Source organism: Kitasatospora sp. NPDC051984 (assembly GCF_044593455.1).
Classification (GTDB): Bacteria; Actinomycetota; Actinomycetes; order Streptomycetales; family Streptomycetaceae; genus Kitasatospora.
On the sequence record NZ_JBIUCB010000008.1, the window covers coordinates 23,494 to 49,547 of the forward strand.

Annotated in this window: 23 protein-coding genes and 1 pseudogene; 12 read left to right on the plus strand and 12 right to left on the minus strand. The window is 73.1% G+C overall.

What is annotated here, in order from left to right:
- Positions 1-5: 5 nt before the first annotated feature.
- Both pheS and pheT read left to right on the plus strand, forming a co-directional pair.
- Positions 6-1,127, plus strand: a complete 1,122-nt coding sequence (gene pheS / locus ACIHEI_RS17675; RefSeq protein ID WP_030464253.1) for a phenylalanine--tRNA ligase subunit alpha — start codon at positions 6-8, stop codon at positions 1,125-1,127.
- Entirely contained in the window at positions 1,127-3,637 is a 2,511-nt protein-coding gene (gene pheT, locus ACIHEI_RS17680; RefSeq protein ID WP_396607264.1) for a phenylalanine--tRNA ligase subunit beta, read from the plus strand. Before pheS ends, pheT begins: the two co-directional genes overlap by 1 nt.
- 78 nt (positions 3,638-3,715) lie before the next feature.
- Here the strand turns inward: pheT and ACIHEI_RS17685 are convergent, their stop codons facing one another.
- A complete protein-coding gene (locus ACIHEI_RS17685; RefSeq protein ID WP_396607265.1) occupies positions 3,716-4,105 on the minus strand; it encodes a hypothetical protein in 390 nt (129 codons plus the stop codon).
- A 152-nt stretch (positions 4,106-4,257) separates the two neighbouring features.
- Here ACIHEI_RS17685 and ACIHEI_RS17690 point away from each other — a divergent pair, with 152 nt between their 5' ends.
- Positions 4,258-5,490, plus strand: coding sequence for an MFS transporter (locus ACIHEI_RS17690; protein ID WP_396607266.1), 1,233 nt, complete (start codon positions 4,258-4,260; stop codon positions 5,488-5,490).
- Here the strand turns inward: ACIHEI_RS17690 and ACIHEI_RS17695 are convergent.
- Complete coding sequence (locus tag ACIHEI_RS17695; RefSeq protein WP_396607267.1) at positions 5,487-5,975, minus strand: GNAT family N-acetyltransferase; 489 nt, start codon at positions 5,973-5,975, stop codon at positions 5,487-5,489. The two genes, ACIHEI_RS17690 and ACIHEI_RS17695, sit on opposite strands and share 4 nt — an antisense overlap.
- Positions 5,976-6,165: 190 nt before the next feature.
- On the opposite strand from ACIHEI_RS17695, the gene ACIHEI_RS17700 reads away from it, so the two are divergent.
- Both ACIHEI_RS17700 and ACIHEI_RS17705 read left to right on the plus strand, forming a co-directional pair.
- Entirely contained in the window at positions 6,166-6,990 is an 825-nt protein-coding gene (locus ACIHEI_RS17700; protein ID WP_392954905.1) for a chitosanase, read from the plus strand.
- 205 nt (positions 6,991-7,195) lie between these two features.
- Positions 7,196-7,582 (plus strand): hypothetical protein, encoded by a 387-nt coding sequence (locus tag ACIHEI_RS17705; protein WP_392954903.1) that lies wholly within the window; start codon positions 7,196-7,198, stop codon positions 7,580-7,582.
- Positions 7,583-7,655: 73 nt separating this feature from the next.
- On the opposite strand, the gene ACIHEI_RS17710 is transcribed toward ACIHEI_RS17705, so the two are convergent.
- Positions 7,656-8,519: a 3-hydroxybutyryl-CoA dehydrogenase gene (locus ACIHEI_RS17710; protein ID WP_387643003.1), complete on the minus strand. Its 864-nt coding sequence runs from the start codon at positions 8,517-8,519 to the stop codon at positions 7,656-7,658.
- Between the two features lie 239 nt (positions 8,520-8,758).
- Here ACIHEI_RS17710 and ACIHEI_RS17715 point away from each other — a divergent pair, with 239 nt between their 5' ends.
- On the plus strand, positions 8,759-9,577 hold the full coding sequence (locus tag ACIHEI_RS17715) for an SDR family NAD(P)-dependent oxidoreductase (RefSeq protein ID WP_396607268.1): 819 nt from the start codon (positions 8,759-8,761) through the stop codon (positions 9,575-9,577).
- Positions 9,578-9,608: 31 nt separating this feature from the next.
- On the opposite strand, the gene ACIHEI_RS17720 is transcribed toward ACIHEI_RS17715, so the two are convergent.
- The 3 genes from ACIHEI_RS17720 to ACIHEI_RS17730 all read right to left on the minus strand — a co-directional run bounded on the left by ACIHEI_RS17720 (position 9,609) and on the right by ACIHEI_RS17730 (position 12,544).
- A complete protein-coding gene (locus ACIHEI_RS17720; RefSeq protein WP_396607269.1) occupies positions 9,609-10,601 on the minus strand; it encodes a ketopantoate reductase family protein in 993 nt (330 codons plus the stop codon).
- A 61-nt stretch (positions 10,602-10,662) separates the two neighbouring features.
- A complete protein-coding gene (locus ACIHEI_RS17725; RefSeq protein WP_396607270.1) occupies positions 10,663-11,499 on the minus strand; it encodes a polysaccharide deacetylase family protein in 837 nt (278 codons plus the stop codon).
- Between the two features lie 82 nt (positions 11,500-11,581).
- Positions 11,582-12,544, minus strand: a complete 963-nt coding sequence (locus ACIHEI_RS17730) for an EamA family transporter (RefSeq protein ID WP_396607271.1) — start codon at positions 12,542-12,544, stop codon at positions 11,582-11,584.
- A gap of 224 nt (positions 12,545-12,768) precedes the next feature.
- On the opposite strand from ACIHEI_RS17730, the gene ACIHEI_RS17735 reads away from it, so the two are divergent.
- A complete protein-coding gene (locus ACIHEI_RS17735) occupies positions 12,769-14,229 on the plus strand; it encodes a PLP-dependent aminotransferase family protein (protein WP_396607272.1) in 1,461 nt (486 codons plus the stop codon).
- A 51-nt stretch (positions 14,230-14,280) separates the two neighbouring features.
- On the opposite strand, the gene ACIHEI_RS17740 is transcribed toward ACIHEI_RS17735, so the two are convergent.
- Together ACIHEI_RS17740 and ACIHEI_RS17745 are read right to left on the minus strand one after the other, a co-directional pair.
- On the minus strand, positions 14,281-15,225 hold the full coding sequence (locus ACIHEI_RS17740) for a rhomboid family intramembrane serine protease (RefSeq protein ID WP_396607273.1): 945 nt from the start codon (positions 15,223-15,225) through the stop codon (positions 14,281-14,283).
- 174 nt (positions 15,226-15,399) lie between these two features.
- The gene (locus ACIHEI_RS17745; protein ID WP_396607274.1) at positions 15,400-16,569 is read right to left on the minus strand and encodes a methyltransferase; all 1,170 of its coding nucleotides are present in this window, start codon (positions 16,567-16,569) and stop codon (positions 15,400-15,402) included.
- Between the two features lie 67 nt (positions 16,570-16,636).
- Here ACIHEI_RS17745 and ACIHEI_RS17750 point away from each other — a divergent pair, with 67 nt between their 5' ends.
- Positions 16,637-17,629 carry an ADP-ribosylglycohydrolase family protein gene (locus ACIHEI_RS17750; RefSeq protein ID WP_396607275.1) on the plus strand — a complete coding sequence of 331 codons (993 nt, stop codon included), beginning with the start codon at positions 16,637-16,639 and terminating at the stop codon, positions 17,627-17,629.
- 7 nt (positions 17,630-17,636) lie between these two features.
- Here the strand turns inward: ACIHEI_RS17750 and ACIHEI_RS17755 are convergent, their stop codons facing one another.
- Positions 17,637-18,860, minus strand: coding sequence for a beta-ketoacyl-[acyl-carrier-protein] synthase family protein (locus tag ACIHEI_RS17755; protein ID WP_396607443.1), 1,224 nt, complete (start codon positions 18,858-18,860; stop codon positions 17,637-17,639).
- A gap of 302 nt (positions 18,861-19,162) precedes the next feature.
- Between ACIHEI_RS17755 and ACIHEI_RS17760 the strand changes: the two are divergent.
- Positions 19,163-20,038 (plus strand): annotated as a pseudogene (locus tag ACIHEI_RS17760) (amidohydrolase family protein); the annotation flags it as partial.
- Here ACIHEI_RS17760 and ACIHEI_RS17765 read toward each other — a convergent pair.
- A complete protein-coding gene (locus tag ACIHEI_RS17765) occupies positions 20,005-20,751 on the minus strand; it encodes a MerR family transcriptional regulator (RefSeq protein ID WP_396607276.1) in 747 nt (248 codons plus the stop codon). The pseudogene ACIHEI_RS17760 and the gene ACIHEI_RS17765 overlap by 34 nt on opposite strands.
- 79 nt (positions 20,752-20,830) lie before the next feature.
- Here ACIHEI_RS17765 and ACIHEI_RS17770 point away from each other — a divergent pair, with 79 nt between their 5' ends.
- From ACIHEI_RS17770 to ACIHEI_RS17780, 3 genes are all read left to right on the plus strand, one after another.
- The gene (locus tag ACIHEI_RS17770; protein WP_396607277.1) at positions 20,831-22,066 is read left to right on the plus strand and encodes an erythromycin esterase family protein; all 1,236 of its coding nucleotides are present in this window, start codon (positions 20,831-20,833) and stop codon (positions 22,064-22,066) included.
- 96 nt (positions 22,067-22,162) lie between these two features.
- Positions 22,163-23,680, plus strand: coding sequence for a hypothetical protein (locus ACIHEI_RS17775; protein WP_396607278.1), 1,518 nt, complete (start codon positions 22,163-22,165; stop codon positions 23,678-23,680).
- Between the two features lie 26 nt (positions 23,681-23,706).
- On the plus strand, positions 23,707-24,243 hold the full coding sequence (locus ACIHEI_RS17780) for an SMI1/KNR4 family protein (protein ID WP_396607279.1): 537 nt from the start codon (positions 23,707-23,709) through the stop codon (positions 24,241-24,243).
- A gap of 20 nt (positions 24,244-24,263) precedes the next feature.
- Here ACIHEI_RS17780 and ACIHEI_RS17785 read toward each other — a convergent pair whose 3' ends face one another.
- Positions 24,264-24,860, minus strand: a complete 597-nt coding sequence (locus ACIHEI_RS17785) for a hypothetical protein (RefSeq protein ID WP_396607280.1) — start codon at positions 24,858-24,860, stop codon at positions 24,264-24,266.
- Between the two features lie 27 nt (positions 24,861-24,887).
- Positions 24,888-26,054 (minus strand): hypothetical protein (locus tag ACIHEI_RS17790; RefSeq protein WP_396607281.1); only part of this gene is annotated, 1,167 nt, incomplete at its 5' end.

The window sequence follows — 26,054 nt, forward strand, 5'->3', positions numbered from 1 at the left end:
TAGAGATGTCGGCACCCAACAAGTCGTACGACCCGGTCGAGGTCGAGGCCCTCAAGCCCGAGGTGGTGGAACAGGCCCGGGACGAGGCGATCGCCGCCTTCGCCGCCGCCGCCGACCTCGACGAGCTCAAGCAGGCGAAGGTCGCGCACACCGGCGACCGTTCCCCGCTCTCGCTCGCCAACCGTGAGATCGGCGCGCTGCCCCCGCAGGCCAAGGCCGCGGCGGGCAAGCTGATCGGCCAGGCCCGCGGAGCGGTCAACCAGGCCCTCGCCAAGCGGCAGGTCGAGCTGGAGGCGGAGCGCGACGCCCGGGTGCTGGTCGAGGAGGCAGTGGACGTCACGCTGCCCTACGGCCGCGTCCCGCGCGGTGCCCGGCACCCGCTGACCACGCTCGCCGAGCGCATCGAGGACACCTTCGTCGCGATGGGCTACCAGGTGGCGTCCGGCCCCGAGGTCGAGGCGGAGTGGCTGAACTTCGACGCCCTCAACCTGCACGCCGACCACCCGGCCCGCTCGATGCAGGACACCTTCTTCGTCGAGGCCCCCGACGGCACCGCCGACTCCGGCATGGTGCTGCGCACCCAGACCTCGCCGGTGCAGATCCGGGCGATGCTGGCCGGCGAGCCGCCGCTGTACGCGGTCAGCCCGGGCCGGGTGTACCGGACCGACGAGCTGGACGCCACGCACACCCCGGTGTTCCGCCAGGTCGAGGCGATCGCGGTGGACGAGGGCCTGACCTTCGGCCACCTGAAGGGCACCATCGAGGTGCTGGTGGAGAAGCTGATCGGCGGCGGCCTGGAGCTGCGCTGGCGGCCCTCGTACTTCCCGTTCACCGAGCCGAGCGCCGAGATCGACCTGCAGTGCTTCGTGTGCCGCGGCGCCTCGGTGGGCAACCCCGACCGCCCGTGCCGGACCTGCTCCTCGGAGGGCTGGATCGAGCTGGGCGGCTGCGGCGTGGTCAACCCCCGGGTGCTGGTCGCCGCGGGCATCGACCCGAACCGCTACAGCGGATTCGCGTTCGGCCTGGGCCTGGAGCGGATCCTGATGAACCGTCACAACGTCGCCGACATGCGCGACATGGTCGAGGGTGACGTCCGCTTCACCCTCCCGTTCGGGATGGAGATCTGATGCGCGTCCCGCTTTCCTGGCTGCGTGAGTACGTCGACCTGCCGGCGGGTGAGACCGGACGCGACGTCGCGGCCCGGCTGGTCCGCGCGGGTCTCGAGGTCGAGACGGTCGAGCAGCTCGGCACCGACATCAAGGGCCCGCTGGTGGTCGGCGAGGTCCTCTCCATCGAGGAACTGTCCGGCTTCAAGAAGCCGATCCGGCACTGCTTCGTCAACGTGGGCAACGCCAACGGCACCGGCGAGCCGCAGGAGATCGTCTGCGGCGCGACCAACTTCCAGGTCGGCGACAAGGTCGTGGTGATCCTGCCCGGCGGCGTGCTGCCCGGCCCGTTCCCGATCTCCGCCCGGCAGACCTACGGCCACACCTCGGCCGGCATGATCTGCTCCGCCCGCGAGCTCGGCATGGGCGAGGACCACGACGGCATCATCGTGCTGCCGCCCGAGTACGAGGCCGGCACCGACGCGATCGAGCTGCTCCAGCTCGCCGACGAGGTCCTCGACATCGCCGTCACCCCGGACCGCGGCTACTGCCTGTCGATGCGCGGCGTGGCCCGTGAGGCCGCCGCCGCGTACGGCCTGCCGCTGGCCGACCCGGCGCTGCTGGACGTGCCGCCGGCCAACTCCTACGGCTACCTGGTGAAGGTCGCCGACCCGATCGGCTGCGACCGCTTCGTGGCGCGCACCGTCACCGGCGTCGACCCGGCCGCGAAGTCGCCGATCTGGCTGCAGCGCCGCCTGCAGAAGTCCGGGATCCGCCCGATCTCGCTGGCCGTGGACATCACCAACTACGTGATGCTGGAGGTCGGCCAGCCGCTGCACGCGTACGACCGCGAGCGGGTGGACGGGCCGATCCAGGTCCGCCGCGCCGCCGAGGGCGAGACGCTGACCACGCTGGACGGCGTCAAGCGCAAGCTGTCCGCCGAGGACGTGCTGATCTGCGACAACTCCGGCCCGATCGGCCTGGCCGGTGTGATGGGCGGGGCGGCCACCGAGATCCTCGAGCCGGTCACCGACCCGGAGACCGGCGCCGTCACCGGCACCACCGAGATCATCATCGAGGCCGCGCACTTCGAGCCGGTCGCGATCGCCCGCGCCGCCAAGCGCCACAAGCTGCCCTCCGAGGCGTCCAAGCGCTTCGAGCGCGGCGTCGACCCCGAGGCCACCCGGGCCGCCGCGCAGCGCGCCGTGGACCTGCTGGTGCTGATCGCCGGCGGCACCGCCGAGGCCGGTGTCACCGACATCGCCGCCCCGCGCCCGGTGCGCACCATCACCATCGACGCCGACCTGCCCGACCGGGTGGCCGGCGCCGAGTACGGCCGCGAGACCGTCACCCGCCGCCTGCAGGAGGTCGGCTGCGGCGTCGCCGGAGCGGACGTCCTGGAGGTCACCCCGCCGTCCTGGCGGCCCGACCTGACCGACCCGTACGACCTGGTCGAGGAGGTCGTCCGGCTCGAGGGCTACGACAACGTCCCCGCCCGGATGCCGGTCGTCCCGCCGGGCCGCGGCCTGAGCGAGGCGCAGCGCTTCCACCGCCGGGTCGGCGTGGCACTGGCCGGGGCCGGCTACGTGGAGATCAACGCGTACCCGTTCGTCGGCGACGCCGCGTTCGACGGCCTCGGCCTGGACAAGGACGACGCGCGCCGTCGCACCGTCAAGCTGGTCAACCCGCTGAACGACGCCGAGCCGGCCCTGCGCACCACGCTGCTGCCGGGTCTGCTGGGCGCGCTGCGCCGCAACGTGGGCCGCGGCAACACCGACCTGGCGCTGTTCGAGACCGGCACGGTGTTCCTGCCGAAGGCCGAGCCGAAGGTCGCGCCGCGGCTGCCGGTGGACCGCCGTCCGACCGAGGAACAGCTCGCCGAGCTGAACGCGGCGCTGCCGGACCAGCCTCGCCGGGTCGCCGTCGCGCTGACCGGTGAGCGGCTGCCGTCGGGCTGGTGGGGCAAGGGCGCGCCGTCCGGCTGGGCGGACGCCATCGAGGCGGCCCGCACGGTCGCCGCGGCGGCCGGTGTGGAGCTGACGGTCCGCCAGGCGCAGTACGCGCCGTGGCACCCGGGCCGCTGCGCCGAGCTGCTGGTCGGTGACGAGGTCGTCGGCCACGCCGGTGAGCTGCACCCGCGGGTCATCAAGGCGCTGCACCTGCCGGAGCGCACCAGCGCGATGGAGATCGACCTGGACCTGGTGTTCGAGGACGGCCGCCGGGTGTCCGGCCCGCCGGTCTCGGCGTACCCGGTGGCGACGCAGGACGTGGCGCTGATCGTGGACGCGGGCGTGCACGCGGCGGACGTGGAGTCGGCGCTGCGCGAGGGCGCGGGCGAACTGCTGGAGTCGCTGCGGCTGTTCGACGTGTTCACGGGCGAGCAGGCCGGTGCGGGCAAGAAGTCGCTGGCGTACACGCTGCGGTTCCGTGCCGCGGACCGGACGCTGACCGCGGACGAGGCGTCGGCGGCCCGCGAGTCGGCGGTCACGGTGGCCGCGGAGCGCACCGGCGCGGTGCTGCGCGGGGCCTGACGGCTACCGCTACGGACGGGAGCCCCGCCGGGCCGGGACCTTCGGGTCGCGGCGCGGCGGGGCTCCGTCGTGTGTGCGCTACTTGCAGGTGGTGTCCTTCAGCACGGTGACGATCTTGTCGCCCTCGGCGGCGGTGAGGCCGCTCTTCGCCTCGGCGAACTTGGTGGCGGCGACCTGGCCGAGGCCGGCGTCGTTGCCCTTGGACTTCTTGATCTCCTTGCAGACCTCGCCGGCGGCGTCGATCGCCGTCTGCTGGTCCTTGATCAGGTCCGGGTCGAGATCCTTCAGCCCGCTGAGCATGTTGATCTCGGCGTCGACGGCCTGGTCCCAGTTGTCGTCCGAGGGGGACGCGGCGGCGGCGGGCTTCTTGTCGCTGCTCTTGGAGCCCGGGAAGTCGCACGAGGTGAGAGTGAGGGCGACGCCGAGGGCCAGGCAGCCAAGGGCGGTTCGGGTGATGACGGATCGCATGGGGGACACTGTGCCAGAACAGCGGCGCGGGGCGCGGCCGGTACCGAAAAGGTGTGCGGGACAACACGGTTGACGAACCGGCCGGCCGGGCTGCTATGTTCCCCCTGACAGCCTTCGAACGCGCCCCCGCGGCAGCGGCGGAGGCTTTTTTCATGACTTCTGACACGGTGTGGGGTACGGGGAGTGCCGCTGAATCGTCCGGTCCGGTGGGGTACTTGGCGCTGCTGCGGCAGCGCGAGTTCGCCGGGCTGTACGCGAGTTTCTCGCTGACGGCGGCGTCGGGGACGCTGTCGGGTTTCGCGCTGGGCTCGCTGGTGCAGGCGCGGACCGGGTCGCCGTTGCTGACGGCGCTGAGCATGTTCGGGTCGTCGTTCGCGGCGGTGGCGGGCGCGTTGACGCTGATGTCGGTCGCGGACGGCGGGCGGCCGCGGCGGACGCTGGTGGCGCTGCACGGCCTGTCGCTGGTGGCGGTGGCGGCGCAGGCCGTGCCCGGGCTGCCGCTGGTGGCGCGGTTCGGGCTGCTGCTGGTGGTGGGGTTCTTCCAGTCGCTGGGCACGGGAGCGCGGATGGGGCTGCTGGCGGAGATCGTGCCGGCCTCCGGCTACGCGCCGGCCCGGTCGCTGATGAACCTCACGGCGGGCGGCGCGTCGGTGCTCGGGTTCGCGCTCGGCGGGGCGCTGCTGGCGGTGCTGAGCCCGTCCCAAGTGTTCGTGCCGGCCGGGGTGTTGGCGGCGCTGGCGACGGCGGTGGTGGCGGGGACGGTGCGGGAGCGTTCGGTGCGGACGGCGCGCCGGCCGGGCCTGCGGGAGACCTGGCAGGGCAACGTGGCGCTGCTGGGCCGTCCGGGGCGGCGGGCGCTGCTGCTGAACCTGTGGGTGCCGAACGGGCTGGTGGTGGGCTGCGAGGCGCTGTTCCTGCCGTACGCGCCCGCCTCGGCCGGTCTGCTGCTGGCGGCGGGTTCGGCCGGGATGCTGCTGGGCGACCTGGTGGTGGGCCGGCTGCTGGACGAGGCCGGGCGGGCGCGGTGGGCGTATCCGCTGCGGCTGCTGCTGGCGGGGCCGTTCCTGCTGCTGGCGCCGCGCCCGCCGGTGGCGGTGGCGGTGCTCGCGGTGGGTGTGGCCGGGGTGGGGTTCGCGGCGACGCTGCCGTTGCAGGAACGGCTGCTGGCGTTGACGCCGGACGCGGAGCGCGGGCAGGTGCAGGGCGTGGAGTCGGCCGGGCGGATCACCTGGCAGGGCATCGGCGCGGCCGTCGGGGGCGCGCTCGCGCAGGTGGTGGAGCCGGGGTGGGCGATCGGGCTGCTGGCCGCGCTCTCGCTGGTGGTGACGGTGGCCTCCCGCCGGGCGGTGCGGCGGGAGGCGGCGGCTGCGGCGGACAGGCCCTAGAGCGGGCGGTGCATGATGTGCAGGCCGACGAGGCCGAGGGTGGGGTGGCGGAAGCCCTCGGGGACGGTGCCGAGGACGGTGAACCCGAGTGACTCGTACAGGTGCACGGCGGGGGTGTTGCTGGCGACGACGGCGTTGAACTGCATGGCGCGGTAGCCCTGTTGGCGGGCCCAGTCGAGGGTGTGCTCGCACAGGGCGCGGCCGGTGCCGCGGCCGGCGTGGTCGGGGTCGACCATGAAGCTGGCGCTGGCGATGTGCGCGCCGTTGCCCCACTGGTTGTTGTTCATCTTGGCGGTGCCGAGGACCGTGCCGTCGTCGTCGACGGCGACGACGGTGCGGTTCGGCGCGGTCAGCATCCACCAGTCGCGGGCGGTGTCGGCGGTGAGGTCGACCGGGTAGGTGAACGTCTCGCCGGCGCGGACGATGCGGTGGAAGAACGGCCAGATGGCCGGCCAGTCCTCGGAGTTGGCGTCGCGGATCATCATTCGGGCCAGCATGGCGGTGCTTGCTGGCGGTGGCGAGCGGTTTTCCGCCGCATTCTTTGGCGAGTACCCGTCAGATGCTGCCGGACGTCTTGCGGGGTCGCGAGGTGGACGCTTCAATCCCTGTTAGGAAACTTTCCTAACCCTCTCCTGTGGGTCCTCCCATGCCCGCAGCCGGCCGACGGAGTGTCAGATGCGTCAGATGCAGACCAAGCACCGCACCACCCGCGCCGCCCTCGCGGTCCTGTTCGCCGCCATCCCGCTCACCCTGGCCACCGCCGGGGCGGGCACCGCCGCCGCGGCGTCCGTGGGGCTGGACGACGCGCACAAGAAGGAGATCGCCATGCAGCTGGTCTCCTCGGCGGAGAACTCCTCGCTGGACTGGAAGGCCCAGTACCAGTACATCGAGGACATCGGCGACGGCCGCGGCTACACCGCCGGGATCATCGGCTTCTGCTCCGGCACCGGCGACATGCTGGAACTGGTGCAGCACTACACCGACCTGAAGTCCGGCAACGTGCTGGCGAAGTACCTGCCCGCGCTGAAGAAGGTCAACGGCAGCTCCTCGCACTCCGGCCTCGGCACCGCCTTCGTCAACGACTGGAAGACCGCCGCCAAGGACACCGTCTTCCAGACCGCGCAGAACGACGAGCGCGACCGGGTGTACTTCAACCCCTCGGTGAAGCAGGCCAAGTCCGACGGGCTGCGGGCGCTCGGCCAGTTCATCTACTACGACGCCATCGTGATGCACGGCCCCGGCAGCAGCTCCGACTCCTTCGGCGGGATCCGCGCCGCAGCGATGAAGAAGGCCAAGACGCCCGCCCAGGGCGGCGACGAGGCGACCTACCTGAACGCCTTCCTGGACGTCCGCAAGGTGATCATGAAGCAGGAGGAGGCGCACGCCGACACCAGCCGGGTCGACACCGAGCAGCGGGTGTTCCTGAACGCCAAGAACTTCGACCTCAACCCGCCGCTGAAGTGGAAGGTGTACGGCGACTCGTACCAGATCAACAGCTGATCGGGTCGTAGGGGCGGCTGTTGACAGCCCGGCTTCCGTGCGGTGCTGCGGGGGCCGGGCCGTCGGGTGCTGTCGAGGGTGTTGTCGATGGTTCGTCAACACACTTGGTGCGCACGGTTATTACAACTCGGACACAACTGGGACGCCGTGCCCCGGTCGGTCGGTAGCGTCGGCCTCGACCCGCGCCCGTTTCCGAGGGGGAGCCATGCGCATCCGAGCGACCGTCACCGCCGCCTGCCTGGCCGTCGTTCTCGCGGCGAGCGGCTGCGCACCGGCCCGTGGCGGGCCCGGACTCGCTTACGAGATCGACCGGGGCACCGGCGACGTCGAGCTGACCGCCTGCGCCGTCGACGACGAACTGCACTGGCCCGCCGCCACCGTCCGGATCACCAATCACACCGCCACCATCAGCAACTACGTGGTGCAGATCGCCTTCCTGGACAACGCCGGCCGCCAGATCACCGAGGGCGTCGCCGCCGCCAGCTCCCTCGCCCCCGCGCAGGACGCCGTCGAGCAGGCCCAGGGAACCGCGGACCCGAAAGGCCCGGTCAGCTGCCGGGTCGTGGACATCGCCCGCTACGCCACGCCCTGAGAGCCGCGCACTGAAACGCCTTCGGCCGCCCCTGCTGGTTCGCAGAAGGGGCGGCCGAAGGGGGCGGTCGGAGTTATGCGGTGTAGTCGTAGAAGCCGCGGCCGGACTTGCGGCCCAGCAGGCCCGCGTCCACCATCCGCGACAGCAGCGGCGGGGCCGCGTACAGCGGCTCCTTGTATTCGTCGTACATCGACTCGGCGATCGAGACGATGGTGTCCAGGCCGATCAGGTCGCACAGGCGCAGCGGGCCCATCGGGTGGGCGCAGCCGGCCTCCATGCCCTTGTCGATGTCCGCCGCCGTGGCCACGCCGGACTCGAACATCCGCACCGCGGACAGCAGGTACGGCACCAGCAGTGCGTTGACCACGAAACCGGCCCGGTCGCGGGCGCGGATCGGCTCCTTGCCGAGCGCCTCGACGGCGAACTGCTCGGCCCGGGTGGTGGTCTCCGCCGAGGTGGTCAGCGTCGGGATGACCTCGACCAGCTTCTGCACCGGCGCCGGGTTGAAGAAGTGCAGGCCGATCACCTGCTCGGGGCGGCTGGTCGCCGCAGCAAGCTTCACGATCGGGATCGAGGAGGTGTTCGAAGCCAGGATCGCGTCCCGGCGGCTCACCACCTGGTCCAGCGTCTGGAAGATCTTGATCTTGATGTCCTCGCGCTCCGCGACCGCCTCGACCACCAGGTCCCGGTCGTGGAAGTCCGCCAGCTCGGTGGTGAACGCCAGCCGCGACAGCGCCTCGTCGCGCTGCTCCTCGGTCAGCTTGCCGCGCCGAACCGCGGTCTCCAGGGAGTTGGTCAGCCGGGTCCGGCCCAGCTCCAGCGCCTCGCCACTGGCCTCCGAGACCAGCACGTCCAGGCCCGAACGGGCGAAGACCTCGGCGATGCCCGACCCCATGAGGCCGCAGCCGACTACTCCGACACGCGCGATGTCACTCACTCAGATGCCCTTCACGTGGAGCTGGGGGTCACCCAGCCGGTGGTGTCACGGCCACCGCGCCCCGGTCGGGGCCCGGCGAGTCCGCCCGGACGACGGTACTACCTGGCTTAACGCTCGTTCACCCCGGACCTGTGCCCGGCTTCGCTCTTCCGAACGGGTGAGCATCGGCGGTGCGCCCGTTCGCGCTTCGCGGCCGGGCACCAGAATGCGAACGTTCAGCCGTAGGAGGGAGCAGGCAGATGGGAACCGGATCACTTGCCGGGCAGGTCGGGCTGGTCACCGGTGCCGGGCGCGGCATCGGACGGGAGATCGCCATCGGCCTCGCCGCCGAGGGCATGGCCGTCGGCTTGATCGGCCGCACCCAGGAGACGCTGATCGCCACGCTCAAGGAGTGCGTCCGGCACGGATCGCGCGGCGTCGCCGTCGTCGCCGATGTCAGCCACCCCGGCGCCGTCCGCGAAGCCGTCCGCGCCGTCGAACACGACCTCGGCCCCGTCGACCTGCTGGTCAACAACGCCGGGCAGGTCGACCGCGACGAAGTGCCGATCTGGGAGACCGACCCCGCGCAGTGGTGGCAGGTCGTCGAGACCAACCTGCGTGGCCCCTACAACCTGCTGCGCCACGTCCTGCCGGGAATGGTGGAACGCGGCCGCGGCCGGGTCGTCAACCTCAACAGCGGATTCGCGCTGCGCCCCGACGGCAACTACACCGCCTACGCCACCTCCAAGGGTGCGCTGCTGCAACTGTCCGACAACATCGCCGACTCGGTCGGGCAGCACGGCATCGTGGTGCTGGACATCAGCCCCGGGGCCGTCCGGACGGACATGACCGCCGACATGCCGATGTTCCGGGACCGGAGCGAGTGGGGCTCCATCCCCTACATGGTGGCCGTCACGGTGGACGCCGCCCGCGGGCGCTTCGACGCGCTGCACGGACGCTTCCTGCACGCCGGGCGGGACAACCTGGAGACGCTGGTCGCGTCCGCCGAGGCGATGCGGGAGGCGGACGCGCGGACGCTGCGGCTGCGGCCGTACGGGCCTGATGATCCGATGGCGTGACGGTGTGCTGAGCGTTTTAGAGGAGGACGTTTTAGAGGAGGAGTGCGGCCAAGTCGGCGTCCGGGAGTGAGCCGGCCGGGCGGCCCTCGCGGGCGAAGGCGCCGGCGAGCTGCTGGAGGGCCGCGTTGACCGGGGTCGGGATGTTGTGCAGGCGGCCGAGCAGGACGATCTCGCCGTTCAGCCAGTCCGCCTCGATGTCGCCGGTGCCGCGCATCAGGCTCTGCCAGGAGGAGCCGCCGCCGCGCTGCTCGCCGTTGAGCGGCACCAGCGTCACGCGGTCGGCGCGGGTGGCCCGCTGTTCGTCCGAGGACGGGTGGGTGATCCCGGCGGCCGCCAGCACCGCCCGGCCCTCCGCCTGGACGCGCTGCCACACCTGCTCGCGCAGCTCGCCGTCGATCGGTCCGGCCACCGCCTCCAGTGCGTTGCCGAGATTGCCCAGCAGCTTCGCGTACTTCCACTCCATCACCCGGTCGGTCACCGGCGCGTCGAAGAACGAGGCGGTGAGATCGGCGGCGATCCGGTCGGCGAGGCCGTCGGTTCCCTGCGGGTAGCGGCCCAGGTGCAGCATGCCCGAGCGCGGCGAGCCCGCCGCCGAGACCCGGCCCGGCTCCAGGTGCGTGGACGGCAGCCACACGCACATCCCGTACACCCGGGCGAAGCGGCGCAGCGCGATCCGTTCGTTCTCCACCCCGTTCTGCGCGCACACCAGCGGCAGGCGCTCGCCCGCCGTGCCGCCGCCGGCGACCGGGCGGGGCGCCCACTGGTCGAGCAGCTCCGTCGAATGCTGGGTCTTCACCGCCAGCACCAGTACGTCGTCCGGCATCAGGTCGATCTCGTCCGGCCCGCCGATCGCCGGGACGGGCAGGTGGTGCGTGCCGTCCGGGGTGGTCAGGCGCAGGCCGTCCTTGCGCAGGGCGGTGAGGTGCGGGCCGCGGGCGACCAGGACCACGTCGTGGCCGCTCTGGTGCAGACGTCCGCCGATGGTGCCGCCGACCGCGCCGGCGCCCAGGAAGAGATAGCGCATGGGGTGAGCATCGCACGGGCGGGGAGCGGGAGTTGAGGCCCGGTGCTTTTTGGGGCGTCTGCTACGAGCAGAGTTCGGAGGCTGTCACCGCGTGCAGGCCCTTGGCGTCGAGTCCGTCGAGGATGGCGGGCAGAGCCGTCACGGTGCCCTGGTGGCCCATGTGCAGGGCGACCACCGAACCGGCCGCCGCCGACTTCAGGACGCGCTTCGTGACGATGTCCGAGCCCGGGTCGGTGTAGTCCAGCGGGTCGATGTCGAAGGACAGTACGTGCTGGTAGCCGACCTGCTGCGCCTGGTCCTTCACCATCTGCGTCGCGTACTGCGCCGCGGACGGCCGGAACCAGCGGCCTATCGACCCCGTCAGGCGCTGCAGGCGCTCGGCGCACTGGGCTATTTCGTCGCGGGCCTGGTCCGGGCGCATCGCGGATATGTCCAGGTGGTTCTGGGTGTGGTTGCCCAGTTCGTGGCCGCCGTCGAGGATCCGCTGCGCCATCTGCGGCTGCTCGTCGAGCCAACTGCCCACCACCAGGACGGTCAGCCGCGCCCCGCGCTGCTCGGCCGCCGTAAGCAGCGCCGTCGCGACCGCCGGGTCGCCCTGCCCGTGGAACGTCAGGGCGAGCTGCGGGCGGCTGTGCGGCCCCGTGACCACTTCCTGCGGGGTGTCCGGAGCCAGCGGGGGGAGGGTGGGGGCCTCTTCGGTCTCGGGCTCGGCGGACGGGGACGGGGACGGGCTCGGGTCCTCCGCGAGGTGGGAGGGCTGCGGGCGGGCCGCGACGGAGGCGGCTCCGTTGCGGTTTCCGTCGGTGCCGGCGCTGCACGTGGCGGTGAGGCCGACGGTGGCGGTGAGAGCAGCCAGCCGGGCGGAGGAACGCAGAACACTGCGGCGGTCGAGTGTCATCGCGGCCCACCCTACGCAGAGCCCTCGGGGTGTGGCAGCGGCTGCCGTCCGGACGAGTGGGGTTTCGGTTTCGGGTGGCGGGTCAGGGAGTTGGGTGCTTGGGGGCCGGGTGCTCGGTGGCCGGGTGCTCGGTGGTGGGCGAGTGCTTCGTGGGGCGGGGTGGGCCGAGGAGGAGCGCGGCGGTGACCAGGGTGGCGCCGAGCAGTTGGAGCGGGGTGGGGGCGGTGGCGGTGAGGACGGCGCCCGAGAGGGTGGCCGTGAGCGGGATCAGGCCGCCGAACAGGCCGGCGTGCTCCGGGGTGAGCCGGGTCAGGGCCGAGTACCAGAGCAGGAAGGCGACGCACGTCATCAGCAGCGACAGGTAGAGGAAGGCGAGCAGCTCGGTCCCGGTCGGCAGACGCGGGAAGGTGGGGGAGAGGGCGGCCGTCGCGGCGAACAGCGGGACCGCGAGGGCGACGGTGTACGCCGAGACGCGTACCGGTCCGAGACGGGGCAGGAGCGGAACGGCGAGGAGGGAGAACGCGGCCTCGCAGAGCAAGGTGCCGGTGGCGCAGAGCAGTCCGACGGTGTCGCCGGAGCCGAAACCCTGGGTGAGAGCCGCACCGACCACCACCAGGGCGGCCGCCGCGAGCAGCCGGGCGGCGGGGCGGCGGCGGGCGAGGAGCGGTCCGAGGACGCCCAGCAGCAGTGGGGTGCAGCCGACGATGCTGCCGACCACTGCCGGGTCGGTGTGGCGCAACGCGGTGACCATCAGGAGGTTGAAGGCGAAGAGGCCGGTGGCGGCGAGAGCGAGGAGGAGCGCCAGTTCGCGTGCCGTCAGCCGTTTGGTGAGGCGGCCCTGGCGGCGGGCGAGAGGGAGGAGGACGGCGGCGGCGAGGGCGTAGCGGAGGGCCTGGCCGGCGGCGAGCGGGTACGAGGAGAGGGCGGCGGTGACGCCGGTGGAGCAGCCGAGGAGGGTCATGGCGGCGGCGGCTTGGAGGGAACCCGGCAGTCGCGAGCTTGCGGTGTGCGGGGGTGTTGCGGCCGGGGCGGTGGTGGTGGGCATGGTGGTGACGCTAGGGGTGGGGTGGTCCGGTTCCCAGGGCCACCTGTGGGCTGGTGGAGAGGACCACTTCGGCGCGGGTCGGAGACGGGGACCAGAAACTTCGGGGCCTTTTCGCGGCCCCGTTGATCGCCGGCAGACTTGGCCCCGCCGTTCTCCCCCAGCCCCTGGCGGGCCGGGAGGTGCCCCCACGGGCCCCTGGTGGGGCCTGCCGCATGATGGCGGGTATGGGTTATTCGGTGGGGTCGGGGGCGTCTTCCGGTGGGGTGCGGGAGTTGTTGGTCGAGTGGGGGGAGGGAGCGGGGGATCTGGCGGGGCGGTTGACGCGGGGGTTGCGGGCGGCGGTGCGGGACGGGCGGTTGGGGGCGGGGGAGCGGTTGCCGGCGAGTCGGGTGCTGGCGGCGGAGTTGGGGGTGTCGCGGGGGGTGGTGGTGGAGGCGTACGAGCAACTCGCGGCGGAGGGTTACCTGGTGGGGCGGCGCGGGTCGGGGACGCGGGTCGCGGCGGGGGTGGCGGCGGCCGGGCCGGGGTGGGTGGAGCGGGCGGCGCCGGCCGAGGTGCGGTACGACCTGAAGCCCGGGACGCCCGATCTCGGGGTGTTTCCGCGGGCGGCGTGGGCGGCGGCGGTACGGCGGGCGTTGCTGGGGGCGGCGAACAGTGAGCTGGGGTACTCCGATCCGGCCGGACTTCCGCAGCTGCGTGGGGAGTTGGCGGCGTACCTGGGCCGGGTGCGGGCGGTGGTGGCGCGGCCGGAGCGGGTGGCGGTGGTGAGCGGGGTGGGGCAGGGGCTGGCGCTGCTGTTGCAGGTGCTGGCCGCCGGCGGGCGGCGGCGGATCGCGGTGGAGGATCCCGGTTCGCCCGGCACGCTGGAGTTGCTGCGGGCGCACGGGGCGCGTCCGGTGGGCGTGCGGGTGGACGAAGAGGGTCTGGTGGTGCGGGAGTTGGCGTCCAGTGGTGCGGACGCGGTGCTGGTCACCCCGGCGCACCAGTATCCGACCGGGGTGGTGCTGTCGGCGCGTCGGCGGAGTGAACTCGCCGCGTGGGCGCGGGCCGGCGGGCTGGTGATCGAGGACGACTACGACGCGGAGTTCCGCTACGACCGTGAACCGCTGGGCGCCGTCCAGGGGTTGGCGCCGGAGCGGACGGTGTATCTGGGTTCGCTCAGCAAGACCTTGGCGCCCGGACTGCGGCTCGGTTGGGCGGTGCTGCCGGAGTACCTGGTGGAGGAGTTCGCGGACGCCAAGCGGTACGCGGATCTCGGGACCGGTGCGATCGACCAACTCGCTTTCGCCGCCCTGCTGGAGAGCGGCGGCTACGACCGTCACCTGCGCTCCGTCCGCCCCCGCTACCGGGCCCGCCGCGATGCCTTGGCGGCCGCGCTGAGGCAGCACCTTCCGCAGGCCGAACTGCGGGGCGTCGCCGCCGGGTTGCACCTGTACGCGGATCTGCCGGACGGCGTGGAGGAGGGTGCGGTGGCGGGTGCCGCGCTGCGGCGCGGGGTGCGGGTGGCGACGGTCGCGCCGGGGCGGCTGGGGCCCGGACGGCCGGCAATTGCGTTGGGGTATGCGGGAGTTGCGGAGCAGCGGCTGTGGGAGGCGGCGGCGCTGCTCGGGGAGGCGGCGCGGGAGGTGGCGGCGGTGCTCGGGGAGGCGGCGCTGCTCGGGGAGGCGGCGAGGGAGGTGGGTTGACGGGGTGCCGCCGCCGGGTTGTACCTCGGCGGCGGCAAAGCTGACGGAGCGTCAGGTCGTGAGCAGCTGGTAGGTGTTGGCGGCGGCGGCGAAGACGAGGACGAGCAGGACGATGGTCAGCAGGACGAGTTGGACCACGCCGCGCTGGTGGCGGGGGGCGTAGGCGATGGCGGCGCCGGAGGCGAGGCCGGTGAGGAGGCCGCCGAGGTGGCCCTGCCAGGAGGTGAAGCTCGCCGAGACGGCCATCCAGATCACCATGGTGATCAGCATCTGGTTGCCGCCGAGGGGGTCGTAGCCCTGGCGGCGGCTGAGGATCCAGTAGCCGCCGGCCAGGCCGAAGATCGCGCCGGAGGCGCCGATGGCGAGGCTGTTGGGGGCGATCAGGTAGACCAGGACGTCGCCGCCGAGGGCGGAGAGCAGGTACAGGGCGGTGAAGCGGAGGGCGCCGAGGCGGTCCTCGATGACCGAGCCGAGTGACCAGAGCCAGTACATGTTGAAGACGATGTGGGCGATCGCGAACGGGCCGAAGGAGGAGTCCGCGGTCGGCGAGAGGTGCAGGAAGGCGCCGGTGAGAAGCCGGTACCACTCGCCGTGGGCCACGCCGGCCTGGTAGAACGCCGATATGTCGGTGGGGTCCTCGCCCGGGTTGCGCAGCATCAGCGCCGAGCCGAGCATGCCGAACCGCTGGATGGTCTCCGGGCGGACCAGTTCGAGGACGTAAGCGGCGAGGTTGAGCGCGATCAGCACGATGGTGGCGTAGGGCCGGGAGGTGATCCGGCCGCCGAACGCGGTGCGGGCCTGACGGACGCTCTGGTGGCCGGACTTGACGCATTCCACGCACTGGTAGCCGACCGCGGCGTCGCGTCGGCAGTCCGGGCAGACGTGGCGGTCGCAGCGGGTGCAGCGGACGTACGACTCGCGGTCGGCGTGCCGGAAGCAGGTCGGTGACGGCGCCTCGGGAGCGGGGGCTCCCGGGGCGGGTTCTGCGGCGTCCATGAACGGGCCTCCCCTGGGCGGTGGTGCTCGGCCGCGGGGCGTCCACGGCGATGATCCACGGCGAATCGGCGCTCACCCTAGAGCACGGCCCGGACGGGTGGGAGGTCAGCCCTGCCCGGGCTCCCGGCGGGGGCGGGCGCGGGCGAGGGCGTTCGGGCGGGGGCGTTTCGGGTCCTAGCGGCGGGTTGCGCTGAGGATGGTGAACTTCGGACTGCCCGCCACCGTACGGCAGTTGCCGAACAGCTTGCGGAGCTTGACGTGGTAGCCCAGGTGCCGGTTGCCGACCACGCGCAGCTCGCCGCCCGGGCGCAGCACCCGGCGGGCGCCGGTGAACATCCGCCAGGCGATGGCGTCCGTGGTGGCCTGGTGGGAGTGGAACGGCGGGTTCAGCAGGACGACGTCCACCGAGGCGTCCGGGATGTCCGCGAGGGCGTCGCCGACCAGGAATTCGGCGCGGGCGTCCGGGCCGAGGGCGGTGCGGAAGGTCTCCTCGGCGGACGCCACCGCCTGGAACGACTCGTCCACGAAGAGGAGTTCGGCGTGCGGGGCGGTCAGTGCGGCCGCGGTGCCGACGATGCCGTTGCCGCAGCCGAGGTCGACGACCCGGCGGGCGTCCTGCAGGTCGGGCAGGTGCTGGAGGAAGAACCGGGTGCCGATGTCGAGGCGGTCCGCGCAGAACACGCCTGCCTGGTTGGCGACTTGGCGGCCCGAGAGCACGCCGATGCCGTCCGGCAGCCGGTAGCGCAGCGGCCACGGGTTGGCCGGGCGAGCAAGCTCCGGCTGCGGGGTGGTGTGGATCAGGCGGGCCTTGCGGACCGCCAGCGAGGTGCGGGTCGGGCCGAGGATCCGTTCGAACAGCTGGAGGGTGGAGGTGTGGATCTCGGTCACCATTCCGGTGCCGACCACCACGGTGCCCTCGTGCAGGGCGGGTGCCAGGCGGTGCAGCTGGTCCTCCAGCAGCGCCAGGCTCTTGGGCACCCGGACGAGCAGGACGTCGATGCGGGACGGGGGTGCGTCCTGGGTGGTGCGGACGTCCACCAGCGCCGGGTCCAGGCCGTTGCGGGTCAGGTTCGCGGTGATCGCCCGGCCGGACAGGTACGAGTCGGTGATCGCCGTCAGCGTTCCGGCCGTCGCGGCGAGTGCCGTGGAGACGCCGCCCCAGCGGTCGCCCAGCACCACCACCGCGCCGTCCAGCGGCACCGGGCCGCCGTTCTCCGGCCCCTCCTTCAGGTACCGCAGCAGGTACTCGTCGGCGGCGTCCCAGGCGCGCAGCTGCTCGCGCGGGTTCTCCGGGAATCGGGCCAGCTCGAAGGTGCCCCAGGCGGTGGTGAAAGAGTTGTTCATCGTGCCCCCAGGCTATCGGAGGGGGCGAGGGTCACCGGACGGTGACGGCGGGGGAGGGGACGGCAGCATGCGGCGGCGGGACAGGGTGGTCGGGGCGGTTCTCGGGTCGGCGGTCGGTGACGCTCTGGGGGCGCCGTTCGAGTTCGGGCCCGCCGGGGCGTTCGGAGCACGTTTCCCGGATGGGGAGGGAAAGCGTTTTCCGTACACCGCATCGATGTGCGGAGGCGGCGGCTGGGATCCGGGCGAGGCCACCGACGACACGCAGATGGCCGTCCACCTCGGCGAAGCGCTGCTCGACGCGGGCGGCCTGGACCTGCCGGGGATCTTCGAGCGGTTCCGGGCATGGGCCGCCGCAGACCCCAAGGACATCGGCATCCTCACCGAATGCGTTCTCGGCAATGGCCTGCCCTGGGACCTCGCCGCGCAGATCCACTTCCAGACCGAGGGCCGGGCCGCCGGCAACGGCGCCCTGATGCGCGCCGTCACCGCCGCCGTCCGGTTCGCCCCGCTGGGCCGTGACGCCACCATGGACGCCGCGCGCCGGATCACCGCCCTCACCCACGGCGACGGCGCGGCCTGGGAAGGCACCGCGATCCTGCACGAGATGCTGCGCCGCGCGCTCGACGGCGAAGACCCGCTCGCTGCACTGCCGTTGACGCTGGCCGCCGTCCGGGCCGAGCATCGCGAACGCTGGGCGGGAGTCCTCGCCGAGGACTGGCACCCCGCCCTCGCCACCGAGAGCAACGGCGCGGCCTGGCCCTGCCTGGGGTCGGCCGTCTGGGCGCTGCGCACCACCACCGCCTTCCCGGCCGCACTGCGAGCCGTCATCGACCTCGGCGGCGACACCGACACCACCGCCGCCGTCACCGGGGCCCTCGCAGGTGCCGTGTACGGCGAGGGAGCGATCCCCGAGGGGTGGCTGACGCCGCTGCACGTCCCGCTGCCGCCGACCGAACGGGTGCTGCGGGCAAGGGAGTTGAAGGTGCTGGCGGAGGCGCTGGACGCGGCGGGGCGGGCCTCGGCGAGGGCGCGGCGGATGGCGGGCTGGGCGCCTTCCTGATGACGCGTCAGGACGTGGTGAAGATCAGGCTCGTGTTGTGGCCGCCGAAGCCGAAGGCGTTGGTGAGGGCGGCGGCGGTGGTGACGGGGCGGGCGGTGGTGGTGACCAGGTCGAGGTCGGCGGCGGGGTCGGGGGTGGTCAAGTTCCGGATGGGCGGGACGAGTTGGGTGTGGAGGGAGCGGGCGGTGGCGAGGGCGGCGAGGGCGCCGGCCGCGCCGAAGAGGTGGCCGGTCATGGACTTGGTGGCGGTGACGGCGGGGCGGTGGGGGCCGAAGACGCGGGCCAGGGTTTCGGCTTCGGTGAGGTCGCCCTTGGGGGTGGAGGTGGCGTGGGCGTGCACCATGCCGATCTGTTCCGGGACGATGCGGGCCTCGGCGAGGGCGCGGCTGATGGCGCGGCTCTGGCCGTCAGGGTGGCCGGCGGTGATGTGGTGGGCGTCGGAGGTGACGGCGGCGCCGGCGAGGGTGGCGTAGGCGCGTCGGCCGGGGCGGAGTGAGGCGCGTTCCAGGATCAGGACGGCCGCGCCCTCGCCGATGACGAAGCCGTCCCGGTCGAGGTCGAAGGGGCGGGAGGCGTGGGCCGGGTCGTCGTTGCGCAGGGAGTGTGCGCGGGCCTGGGCGAAGCCGGCCAGCGGGAGGGGGTGCAGGCAGGCCTCGGTGCCGCCGGCGATCACCACGTCGGCGCGGCCGAGGCGGATCAGGTCCAGGCCGAGCGCGACGGCCTCCGCGCCGGACGCGCAGGCGCTGACGGGGGTGTGGGCGCCGGCCTTGGCGCCGAGGTCGATCGACACCCAGGCGGCCGGACCGTTGGCCATCAGCATCGGCACGGTGTGCGGCGAGACCTTGCGGACGCCGGAGCGCTCCAGCACGTCGTCCTGCTCCAGCATGGTGACCGCGCCGCCGGTGCCGGTGCCGATCACCACCGCCAGACGTTCCCCCTCCACTTCGGGCCGGCCCGCGTCCGCCCAGGCCTCGCGGGCCGCGATCAGCGCCAACTGCTCGCTGCGGTCGAGGCGTCGGGCCTCGATGCGGTCGAGCACCTCGGACGGTTCGACCGCGAGCTGCCCGGCGATCCGGATCGGCATCTCGGCCATCCACTCCCGCTCGATGGCCCGGATGCCGTTGCGGCCCTCCAGCATGGCCTGCCAGGTGGCGGGGGCGGTGCCGCCGAGCGGGGTGGTGGCGCCCAGGCCGGTGACCAGAACGGGGTCGGTGACGCTGTCGGATTCCATGCGCACGGTGCAGCTCCCTTTGTAGTGAGGGCACAACAAGTTCCGCCCCGGCGGTCGGCCGGGTCGGTCGGTGATGGCCACTCTGCCAAGGGGGAATGGGGAGTTGGGGTACTGGACGGGACTGATTCGCGTCCGGCGAATTTGGAGGGACCGGACAGATTGAGTCGACGGTTCGCCGGGAAGGGTCCGGGGGCTCAGGGGCTCAGCGGCTCAGGGGAGCAGGGTGCGGGCCCGGGTGAGGAGGGCGGCGAGGGCCAACGGCGACGGCGAGGTGGTCGCCGCAGCCGCCCCCGGCGGCCTGTATCGCCCCCTGGTGCATGCCCGGCGCGAGCGCCGCGGACCTGCGCCAACTCGCCGACCTGCAGGGCGAGTCCGGCCGCAACTGGCTGGTCGGCGGGGTGAAGCTGTTCATGGACGGCACCGTCGAAGGCGGCTCCGCCTGGCTGGAACGCCCCGACTGCCACGGCGAGGGCGCCGCCGCGCTCTGGCTCGACCCCGCCGAATACACCGATGTGGTCCGGCAGTTGGACGCCTACGGGGTGCGCACCGCGACCCACGCGATCGGCGACGCGGGCGTGCGGCACGTCCTCGACACCCTCGCCGCACTGCCGTACACCGCCCGGGGCCGGCACCGGATTGAGCACATCGAGACGCTCAGCGACGAACAGGCGCTGCGCTTCGCCGAGTTGGGCGTCCCCGCGTCCATGCAGCCCACCCACTCCGCGTACACCCGGGCCGACCACGCCGACGCCTGGTCCACCCGCCTCGGCGTCGAACGCGCCGAACGCGCCTGGATCTGCCGCACCCTGCGCGACAGCGGCGCGACCCTCGCCCTCGGCTCCGACTGGCCCATCGCCCACCACGACCCGCGCGGCGTCCTCGCCTACGCGCAGCTGCGCCGCCACGTCGGCACCGACACCGGGCCCGTCGCCCCCCGCCAGGCGCTCACCCCGCTGGTGGCGCTGGAGGGCTACACCACCCACGCGGCCCGCGCCGCAGGCGAGTTCGACCGCACCGGCCGCATCGTGCTCGGGCTGCGCGCCGACCTCACCGCCTTCGCACTCGACCCGCTGAGCGCGCCGGCCGATGAGTTCGCAGGTACTGCCGTGCCGCTGACCATGTCCGGTCGCGTGGTGACGGGCCGTCAGATATCGCGTTCTTGTGGGTGGTTGAGGTAGAGGTCCAGGGCGGCCGCGCCCGAGAGCAGGGCGCGGCCGCGGGCGGTGAGACGGTCCTGCCAGGCGGCCAGGGTGGGGCGGACGGCATCCGGGTGGCCCGCCGAGCGCAGGCGGTGCAGGATCTCGGCCGTCCGGGCCAACCCGTGGCCGCCGCGCCGGAGTTGCTCGGCGATCAGCAGCTCGCGGACCTGGTCCGGCGTGTACGTCCGGTAGCCCGTGCGGGCGTCGCGGGACGGGGTGACCAGCCCCGCGCGTTCCCACTCGCGCAGCGTGGCCGGGCGCAGGCCGAGGCGGTGGGCGAGCGGGCCGATGTGGGTGAATTCGCTCTCGGCGACGGCCGGTTGGGTGACGGTTGGTTGGGCCGGTTTGGCGACGGCCGGTTGGCGCGGGGGCAGGTGATCGAGTGCGGTGCGCACCGCGTCCAGGGTGCGGCGGTCCTCGGCGAGGAGGGCGTGGCTCTCGTCGATCAGCCGCAGCGCCTCCTCCGGCTCCCCGGTGTTGACGGCGCACAGGATGGCGCCGGCCGCGCGGTGGCCGTGCCCCGGCAGCAGGGCCAGGAACGCGCGGAGCGCGACGGCGTGCCGCTCCCCGTACTGCCGGTACCCGTACGGGGACCGCTCGGCGGGCGGCAGGATGCCCGCCTCCTCGTAGTTGCGCACCGCCTGGGTGGACAGGCCGTGCTCCCGGGCCAGATCGATCGGCCGCAGCGCCATGATTTGAAACTTTTCTACTGGATTCGCGGGCTGAGAGCAGAAAACTTTACAACGAGAATTCAGGGATACGGTGGAAGTCATGACTCTCTGGTCTTCGCTCCGGGACGCTTCCCGTCCCTTCTCCCCGTCCGCCGTCACCGACCTGATCCCGCCCGGCACCCGGGTGTTGGCACTGGGTGAGCCCACCCACGGCGTCGAGGCGTTCCTCGACATCCGCAACGAACTCTTCCGGCACCTGGTCGCCGAACACGGCTACCGGTCGATCGCCGTGGAGAGCGACTGCCTGGCGGCGCTCGCCGTGGACGCCTACGTGGGCGGCGGCGGGGAGGGCGAGCTTGCGGACCTGGTGCGGGAGGGGTTCAGCCACGGTTTCGGCGAGTTCGCCGGGAACCTTGAACTGGTGCGCTGGATGCGGGAGTTCAACGATGGGCTGGGGGAGGGGGAGGAGCGGCTGCGGTTCTACGGCGCGGACGGGCCGCTGGAGACGACGGGAGCGGCGGCGCCCGGGCCCTCGCTGGTCCGGTTGCGCGACTTCCTGGCCGCGCATCTTCCGGCCGAACTCGTGCTGCCGGAGGGCGAGTTGCGGCGGCTGTGCGGGCCGGACGAGAGGTGGACCGACCCGGCGGCGGCGTTCGAGCCCGAGCGGTCCGTCGGGCGGACGGCCGAGGCCGAGCAACTACGGCTGGTCGCCGACGATCTGGCGGCGCTGCTCGCAGCGCACGGGCCGCAGTTCGCGGCCGAGGCGGACCCCGAGACGTACTGGCGGGCGCAGTTGGACGCGCGGACCGCGAGCGGGTTGCTGCGATTCCACGCCGCGATGGCGGACACCGGGCCGGACCGGTTCAACGCGCTGATGCGGCAACGGGGGCTGATGATGGCCGATAACCTCGAAGCGATCACACGCCGCGAGGCGCGGCGCGGTCCGACACTGGTCTTCGCCCACAACCTCCACCTCCAGCGCGAGGCCGCCCGCATCCCGCTCGGCACCCACCACCTGCTCAGCTGGAGCGCCGGTTCCCTCCTCGCCGCCCGCCTCGGCGAGGGTTATGCCTTCGTCGCCACTGCCTTCGGCCATCGCGCCGCCGACGACCACCCCGCCCCCGAGACCCTCGAGGGCCACCTCGCCACCCTGCCCGAGGCCCGTTCGGTCCTGGACCCCGGGCTGCTGGCCGCCGCGACGGCCGGTCGGGTGAAGCGGCGGGTTCCGGCTGATCACACGTACTTCGGGCTGGATCCGGAGGCGCTGGAGTTGCTGGACGGGGTGGTGTTCGTGCGGGAGATCCCGCGGCAGGCAGGGGTGTTCGGGGGCGGGTGAGGCGGGGCGATCGGCTTGCGGCGAGCAGGCTGCGGCTTGGTCGGGGGCGGGGCGTAATTCGCGGCGGGGTGCGGGCGATTCGGGGAGGATGCCGGGATGCGTCGTCATGTGTGGGCCGGGCTGGCCGAGAATCCGTTGCTGCCGGTCGAGGCGGTGGACCGGCTGTTGGTGATGCGCGAGCCGGACCTGTCGCTGGAGCTCGCGGAACGCACTGATCTGACGGAGCGTCAGGTGGTGGTCCTTGCCGAGCGGGGTGTCGCGGTCGCGGGGGGCCCCGTTGAGAGTGGGCAGTTGGCTGTGGAGCGGATCGACCCGGTGCAACAGCCGGTCGCCGCGCTCGCTCTGCTGCGGGCCGGGCTCGCGCCGGTCGAGTGGGCGCACGTGCTGGGCGAACGGGCCGAGCTGCGTGAGGAGTTGGCCGGATGCCGCGCGCTGCCGCGCGAGGTGGCGCGGCGGCTGGCGGGCGACTCCGATCCTGCCGTCCCGCTCGCGCTCGCCGAGGAGACGGACGACCCGGAGATCGCCGCCCTGCTGGCCGCGCACCCGTCGCAGCACGTCCGGGCGGAACTCGGCTTCAACCGGGACGTGCCGCCCGCCGTCCTCGCCGACCTGATCAACGACCGTCCGCCGCTGGTCAGTTGTGACGTATGTGTGCGCCACGCGGTCCCATGGGTCCATCCGCCGGACTGCCCGGACCCGGAGTGCACCCTGCCCGGCGGGGCGGCCTGCGACGGGAGTCACCAGTACGCGCGGCACACGATTCTGCGGACCGCGCTCGGGAATCCGGCCGCGCCCGTCGCCGAGGTGATGCGGTACCTGGACGCCCCGTCGCCGTTCCTGCGCGAGCAACTCGCCTCGCGCACCGACCTCCCCGCGTCCGCGTACGCCGTGCTCGCCGCCGCTCCGGAGATCTGGGTGCGGGAGCCGCTGGCGAGCAACCCCGCGATCGGGGAGGAACTGCTCCGGCACCTCGCCGAGGACCCGTCCGTGGAGGTGCGCCGCAGCGCCGCCCAGCACCCGCTGCTCCCGTTGGACGTCCTGGGCCGGCTGTGCGCCACCGACTGGCTCGGTCCGCTGCTGCTGCCGCGGATCGCCGCCGCCACGCCCGCCGAACTGGACGCGCTCGCCGGCTCCGCCAACCCCGAACTGCGCCGCCTGACCGCACTCCGCCGCGACCTGCCCGCCCCCGTCCGCGACCGGCTCGCCGACGACGCCGTGGCCAAGGTCGCTGCCGCCGTCGCGCCCCATCCCGGCCTGGGCGAAGGGCAGTTGAGAGCAATGCACCGGCGCCACGGCCGCGCCGTCGGGGCCGGAATCGCGGCCAACCCCGACGCGAGTACGGCGCTGCTGGCCGAACTCGTCCGCGCCGACCACAACGTCGCCACCCTGCGCGCCCTGGCCGACCACCCCGCCGCCGACGGCCCCACCCTCACCGCCTGCCTCCGCGACCGGCGCGCCCGCCGCAAGGCCGCCGCCCATCCGGCGCTGCCGCTCGCCCAACTCCTGCCCCTGCTGGACGACTCGGACCCGGCGACCGTCCAGGGCGCCGCCGCGAATCCGGTGCTGCCGGTGGCCGAGATGCTGCGGCTGATGCCGCCGGACGGGGTGAGCTGACGGGCCGTATTACTAGCCTCGCCCACGTGAACCACACCGATGACCGACAGTTCCCCGCCGCTCTCGCCGCCGCGCTGGCGCTCGTCCTCGACTGCGACTACGACGGTGACGGCGGGATCGACTTCGAGCCCTTCCCGGCTTTCGAGTGCGCCGACGACACCACGTCCTGGTTCCGGGCCTGGACCGGGAACGCCGAACTGGACGGTGACGAGTTCCGGGTGTTCGGCCAGGACGGCAGCGGCGGGCACGCGGCGTTCTGGCTGGTCAGGCCGGGTCGTCCGGTCGTCGAGCAGCCCGTGGTGTTCCTCGGCTCGGAGGGCGAAACCGGCGTCGTGGCCCGCGACTTGGGCGCGTTCCTGTGGCTGCTGGCCGGCGGGTACGGCCCGGGCGAGGCCGCCGACCCGTCGCGGCGCCGCGAGTGGACGGCCCGGCCGAGGCCCGAACTGCTGGCAGTTGCCGAGCAGTTCGCCGGGGAGCGGCGGCAGTCGCCCACCGCGGTGATCGAGCAAGCGGCCATGGAGTTCCCCGAGTTCGACGACACCGTGGCCGAGCTCTGCCGCTGACGCGCGGCACCGAGGGGTGGTCAGCGGTTGTGGCGGTGGACCGGCGGGTCGAGCAGGCGGGTCGCCAACTGGCGGGCGTCGGACGGGTCGTGGACCGGGCGGGGGAAGGGGATGCGCGGGCCCTGGAGGTGCTTGTCGGGGATGGTGCGGCCGAGGGCGGACGTCCAGTCGGGGCGGTCCAGGACGACCACGTGGGCCTCGTGGTGGGCGTCGTCGTCGTTGTCATCGTCGTGCGGGGCCAGGTGCATGCGCAGCCGGGTGTCGTCCAGCCATTCGGCGGTGATGACCTGGCGGCCCCAGGAGTGGGCGAACATCGACCGCCGGGTGTTGTTGTAGAGCCCGACCAGGAGCAGCTGGCCCTCGAAGAAGTAGCCGCCGTCGTACTCGCCGAGGCCCACCGCGAGCAGCGGGCTGCTCGGGTGAAACGCCAGCGCGTTGATGTGGTGCTCGCACTTGATCCGGCGCAGCAGCCGGGCCCGTTCGCCCGTCTCGAACAGGCCGAGCCTCAGGGCCTTGCCGTACTTGTCCGCGCACGCCACGGCGAGCAGCCGGCGGGCGGGGTCGGCGACGGCGAGGACGGGCTCGCCGAGGGCGGCGAGCTCGTGGATGGCGGTCATGCGGGTGAACTCCGTTGGCGGGACGGGTCAGTGGGGCGGGGCGCCGGTCCAGATGACGTCCTTGCGCTCCATCCGGGTGCCGTGGGTGAACTGGAGAGTGAACGGGTTGGCCGAGGCGTTCGGCAGCCCGTACGTCTCCTGCCCGGTGGCCTCCTGGCCGGGGTCGAGGTTCTGCGGGAGAGCCTTGTACTGGCTGCCGCCGTACAGCGGGTGGAGCAGCGTGCCGTGTGAGTCCTTGACGATCAGCAGGCCCGAACCGTACAGCGACAGCTGGGCGTTGGTGGTGTTGACGACGGTGACCCGGACCTGGACGAACGTCGCGTCCTCCGGGAGCGGCGCGCCGCCGCTCCGGCTCGGAGTGACGAGGGTCGGCTCGGACATGGTGACCTTCAGGCCGTCCGGGTACGTGTAGGAACCGCCGAACGACAGGCGGCGGGCCCGCTCGTCCGCGGCCTTCGTCTCCTGCTCGGTGGCGCGCTGCCTCGCCCGCTCGTCCGCGAGGCGCTGCCGCTCGGTGTCGTCGCGCCGTTGCTCCTGCACGCGGCGGTGTTCCTCGCGGACGCCGGCCTGCACGGCGACGATGGCGAGTCCGCCGACGCAGAGGGAGGCCACCACGCCGATGAGGCCGAGAATGGTGCCGGTGAGAGCCATCGCCCGGTTGGTGGCGAGGCCCTTGCGCGACAGGCTCAGGCCGATGAAGCCGAAGATCACCGCGAGCAGGGCGGGCAGCCAGGCGAGCCAGAACAGGATCAGCGGCAGGCTGAGCACGAGCCCGACGATTCCGAGCACCAGGGCCGTCACGCCCATGCCGTTCCGCGGCTGCGGGGCCGGAGGCGCGTACGGCGGCCAGTACGTGCCGGTGGCGCCAGGGGCCTGGGCCGGGCCGGGGACCGGAGTCGGCGTCGGTGTCGGTGCCGGTGCCGGATACGGCGTGGGCGGTGCCGTGTTGGGGTTCGGTGCGGCCCACGGGTTGGCGGATGGCGGGGTGTCCGCGGACGGGGGTGCGGGCTCGGCCATGGCCTCGGAGGCGGGCGCGGGCTCGGAGGCGGACTCGGGCATGGCCTCGGAGGCGGACTTGGGCATGGCCTCGGGCGTGGGCGCTGGCGCGGACTCAGGCTTTGCCATCGACACAGGCGCGGGCTCGGGCTCAGGCTTGGCCATGGAGACGGGCTCGGACTTGGCTTCGGCGTCCGG

Bases quoted from the DNA above. Each gene is read 5' to 3' on its own strand.
- pheS (WP_030464253.1), top strand. From the start codon at position 6: ATGTCGGCACCCAACAAGTCGTACGACCCGGTCGAGGTCGAGGCCCTC.
- pheT (WP_396607264.1), top strand. From the start codon at position 1,127: ATGCGCGTCCCGCTTTCCTGGCTGCGTGAGTACGTCGACCTGCCGGCG.
- ACIHEI_RS17685 (WP_396607265.1), bottom strand. From the start codon at position 4,105: ATGCGATCCGTCATCACCCGAACCGCCCTTGGCTGCCTGGCCCTCGGC.
- ACIHEI_RS17690 (WP_396607266.1), top strand. From the start codon at position 4,258: ATGACTTCTGACACGGTGTGGGGTACGGGGAGTGCCGCTGAATCGTCC.
- ACIHEI_RS17695 (WP_396607267.1), bottom strand. From the start codon at position 5,975: ATGATGATCCGCGACGCCAACTCCGAGGACTGGCCGGCCATCTGGCCG.
- ACIHEI_RS17700 (WP_392954905.1), top strand. From the start codon at position 6,166: ATGCGTCAGATGCAGACCAAGCACCGCACCACCCGCGCCGCCCTCGCG.
- ACIHEI_RS17705 (WP_392954903.1), top strand. From the start codon at position 7,196: ATGCGCATCCGAGCGACCGTCACCGCCGCCTGCCTGGCCGTCGTTCTC.
- ACIHEI_RS17715 (WP_396607268.1), top strand. From the start codon at position 8,759: ATGGGAACCGGATCACTTGCCGGGCAGGTCGGGCTGGTCACCGGTGCC.
- ACIHEI_RS17720 (WP_396607269.1), bottom strand. From the start codon at position 10,601: ATGCGCTATCTCTTCCTGGGCGCCGGCGCGGTCGGCGGCACCATCGGC.
- ACIHEI_RS17725 (WP_396607270.1), bottom strand. From the start codon at position 11,499: ATGACACTCGACCGCCGCAGTGTTCTGCGTTCCTCCGCCCGGCTGGCT.
- ACIHEI_RS17730 (WP_396607271.1), bottom strand. From the start codon at position 12,544: ATGCCCACCACCACCGCCCCGGCCGCAACACCCCCGCACACCGCAAGC.
- ACIHEI_RS17735 (WP_396607272.1), top strand. From the start codon at position 12,769: ATGGGTTATTCGGTGGGGTCGGGGGCGTCTTCCGGTGGGGTGCGGGAG.
- ACIHEI_RS17740 (WP_396607273.1), bottom strand. From the start codon at position 15,225: ATGGACGCCGCAGAACCCGCCCCGGGAGCCCCCGCTCCCGAGGCGCCG.
- ACIHEI_RS17745 (WP_396607274.1), bottom strand. From the start codon at position 16,569: ATGAACAACTCTTTCACCACCGCCTGGGGCACCTTCGAGCTGGCCCGA.
- ACIHEI_RS17750 (WP_396607275.1), top strand. From the start codon at position 16,637: ATGCGGCGGCGGGACAGGGTGGTCGGGGCGGTTCTCGGGTCGGCGGTC.
- ACIHEI_RS17755 (WP_396607443.1), bottom strand. From the start codon at position 18,860: ATGGAATCCGACAGCGTCACCGACCCCGTTCTGGTCACCGGCCTGGGC.
- ACIHEI_RS17765 (WP_396607276.1), bottom strand. From the start codon at position 20,751: ATGGCGCTGCGGCCGATCGATCTGGCCCGGGAGCACGGCCTGTCCACC.
- ACIHEI_RS17770 (WP_396607277.1), top strand. From the start codon at position 20,831: ATGACTCTCTGGTCTTCGCTCCGGGACGCTTCCCGTCCCTTCTCCCCG.
- ACIHEI_RS17775 (WP_396607278.1), top strand. From the start codon at position 22,163: ATGCGTCGTCATGTGTGGGCCGGGCTGGCCGAGAATCCGTTGCTGCCG.
- ACIHEI_RS17785 (WP_396607280.1), bottom strand. From the start codon at position 24,860: ATGACCGCCATCCACGAGCTCGCCGCCCTCGGCGAGCCCGTCCTCGCC.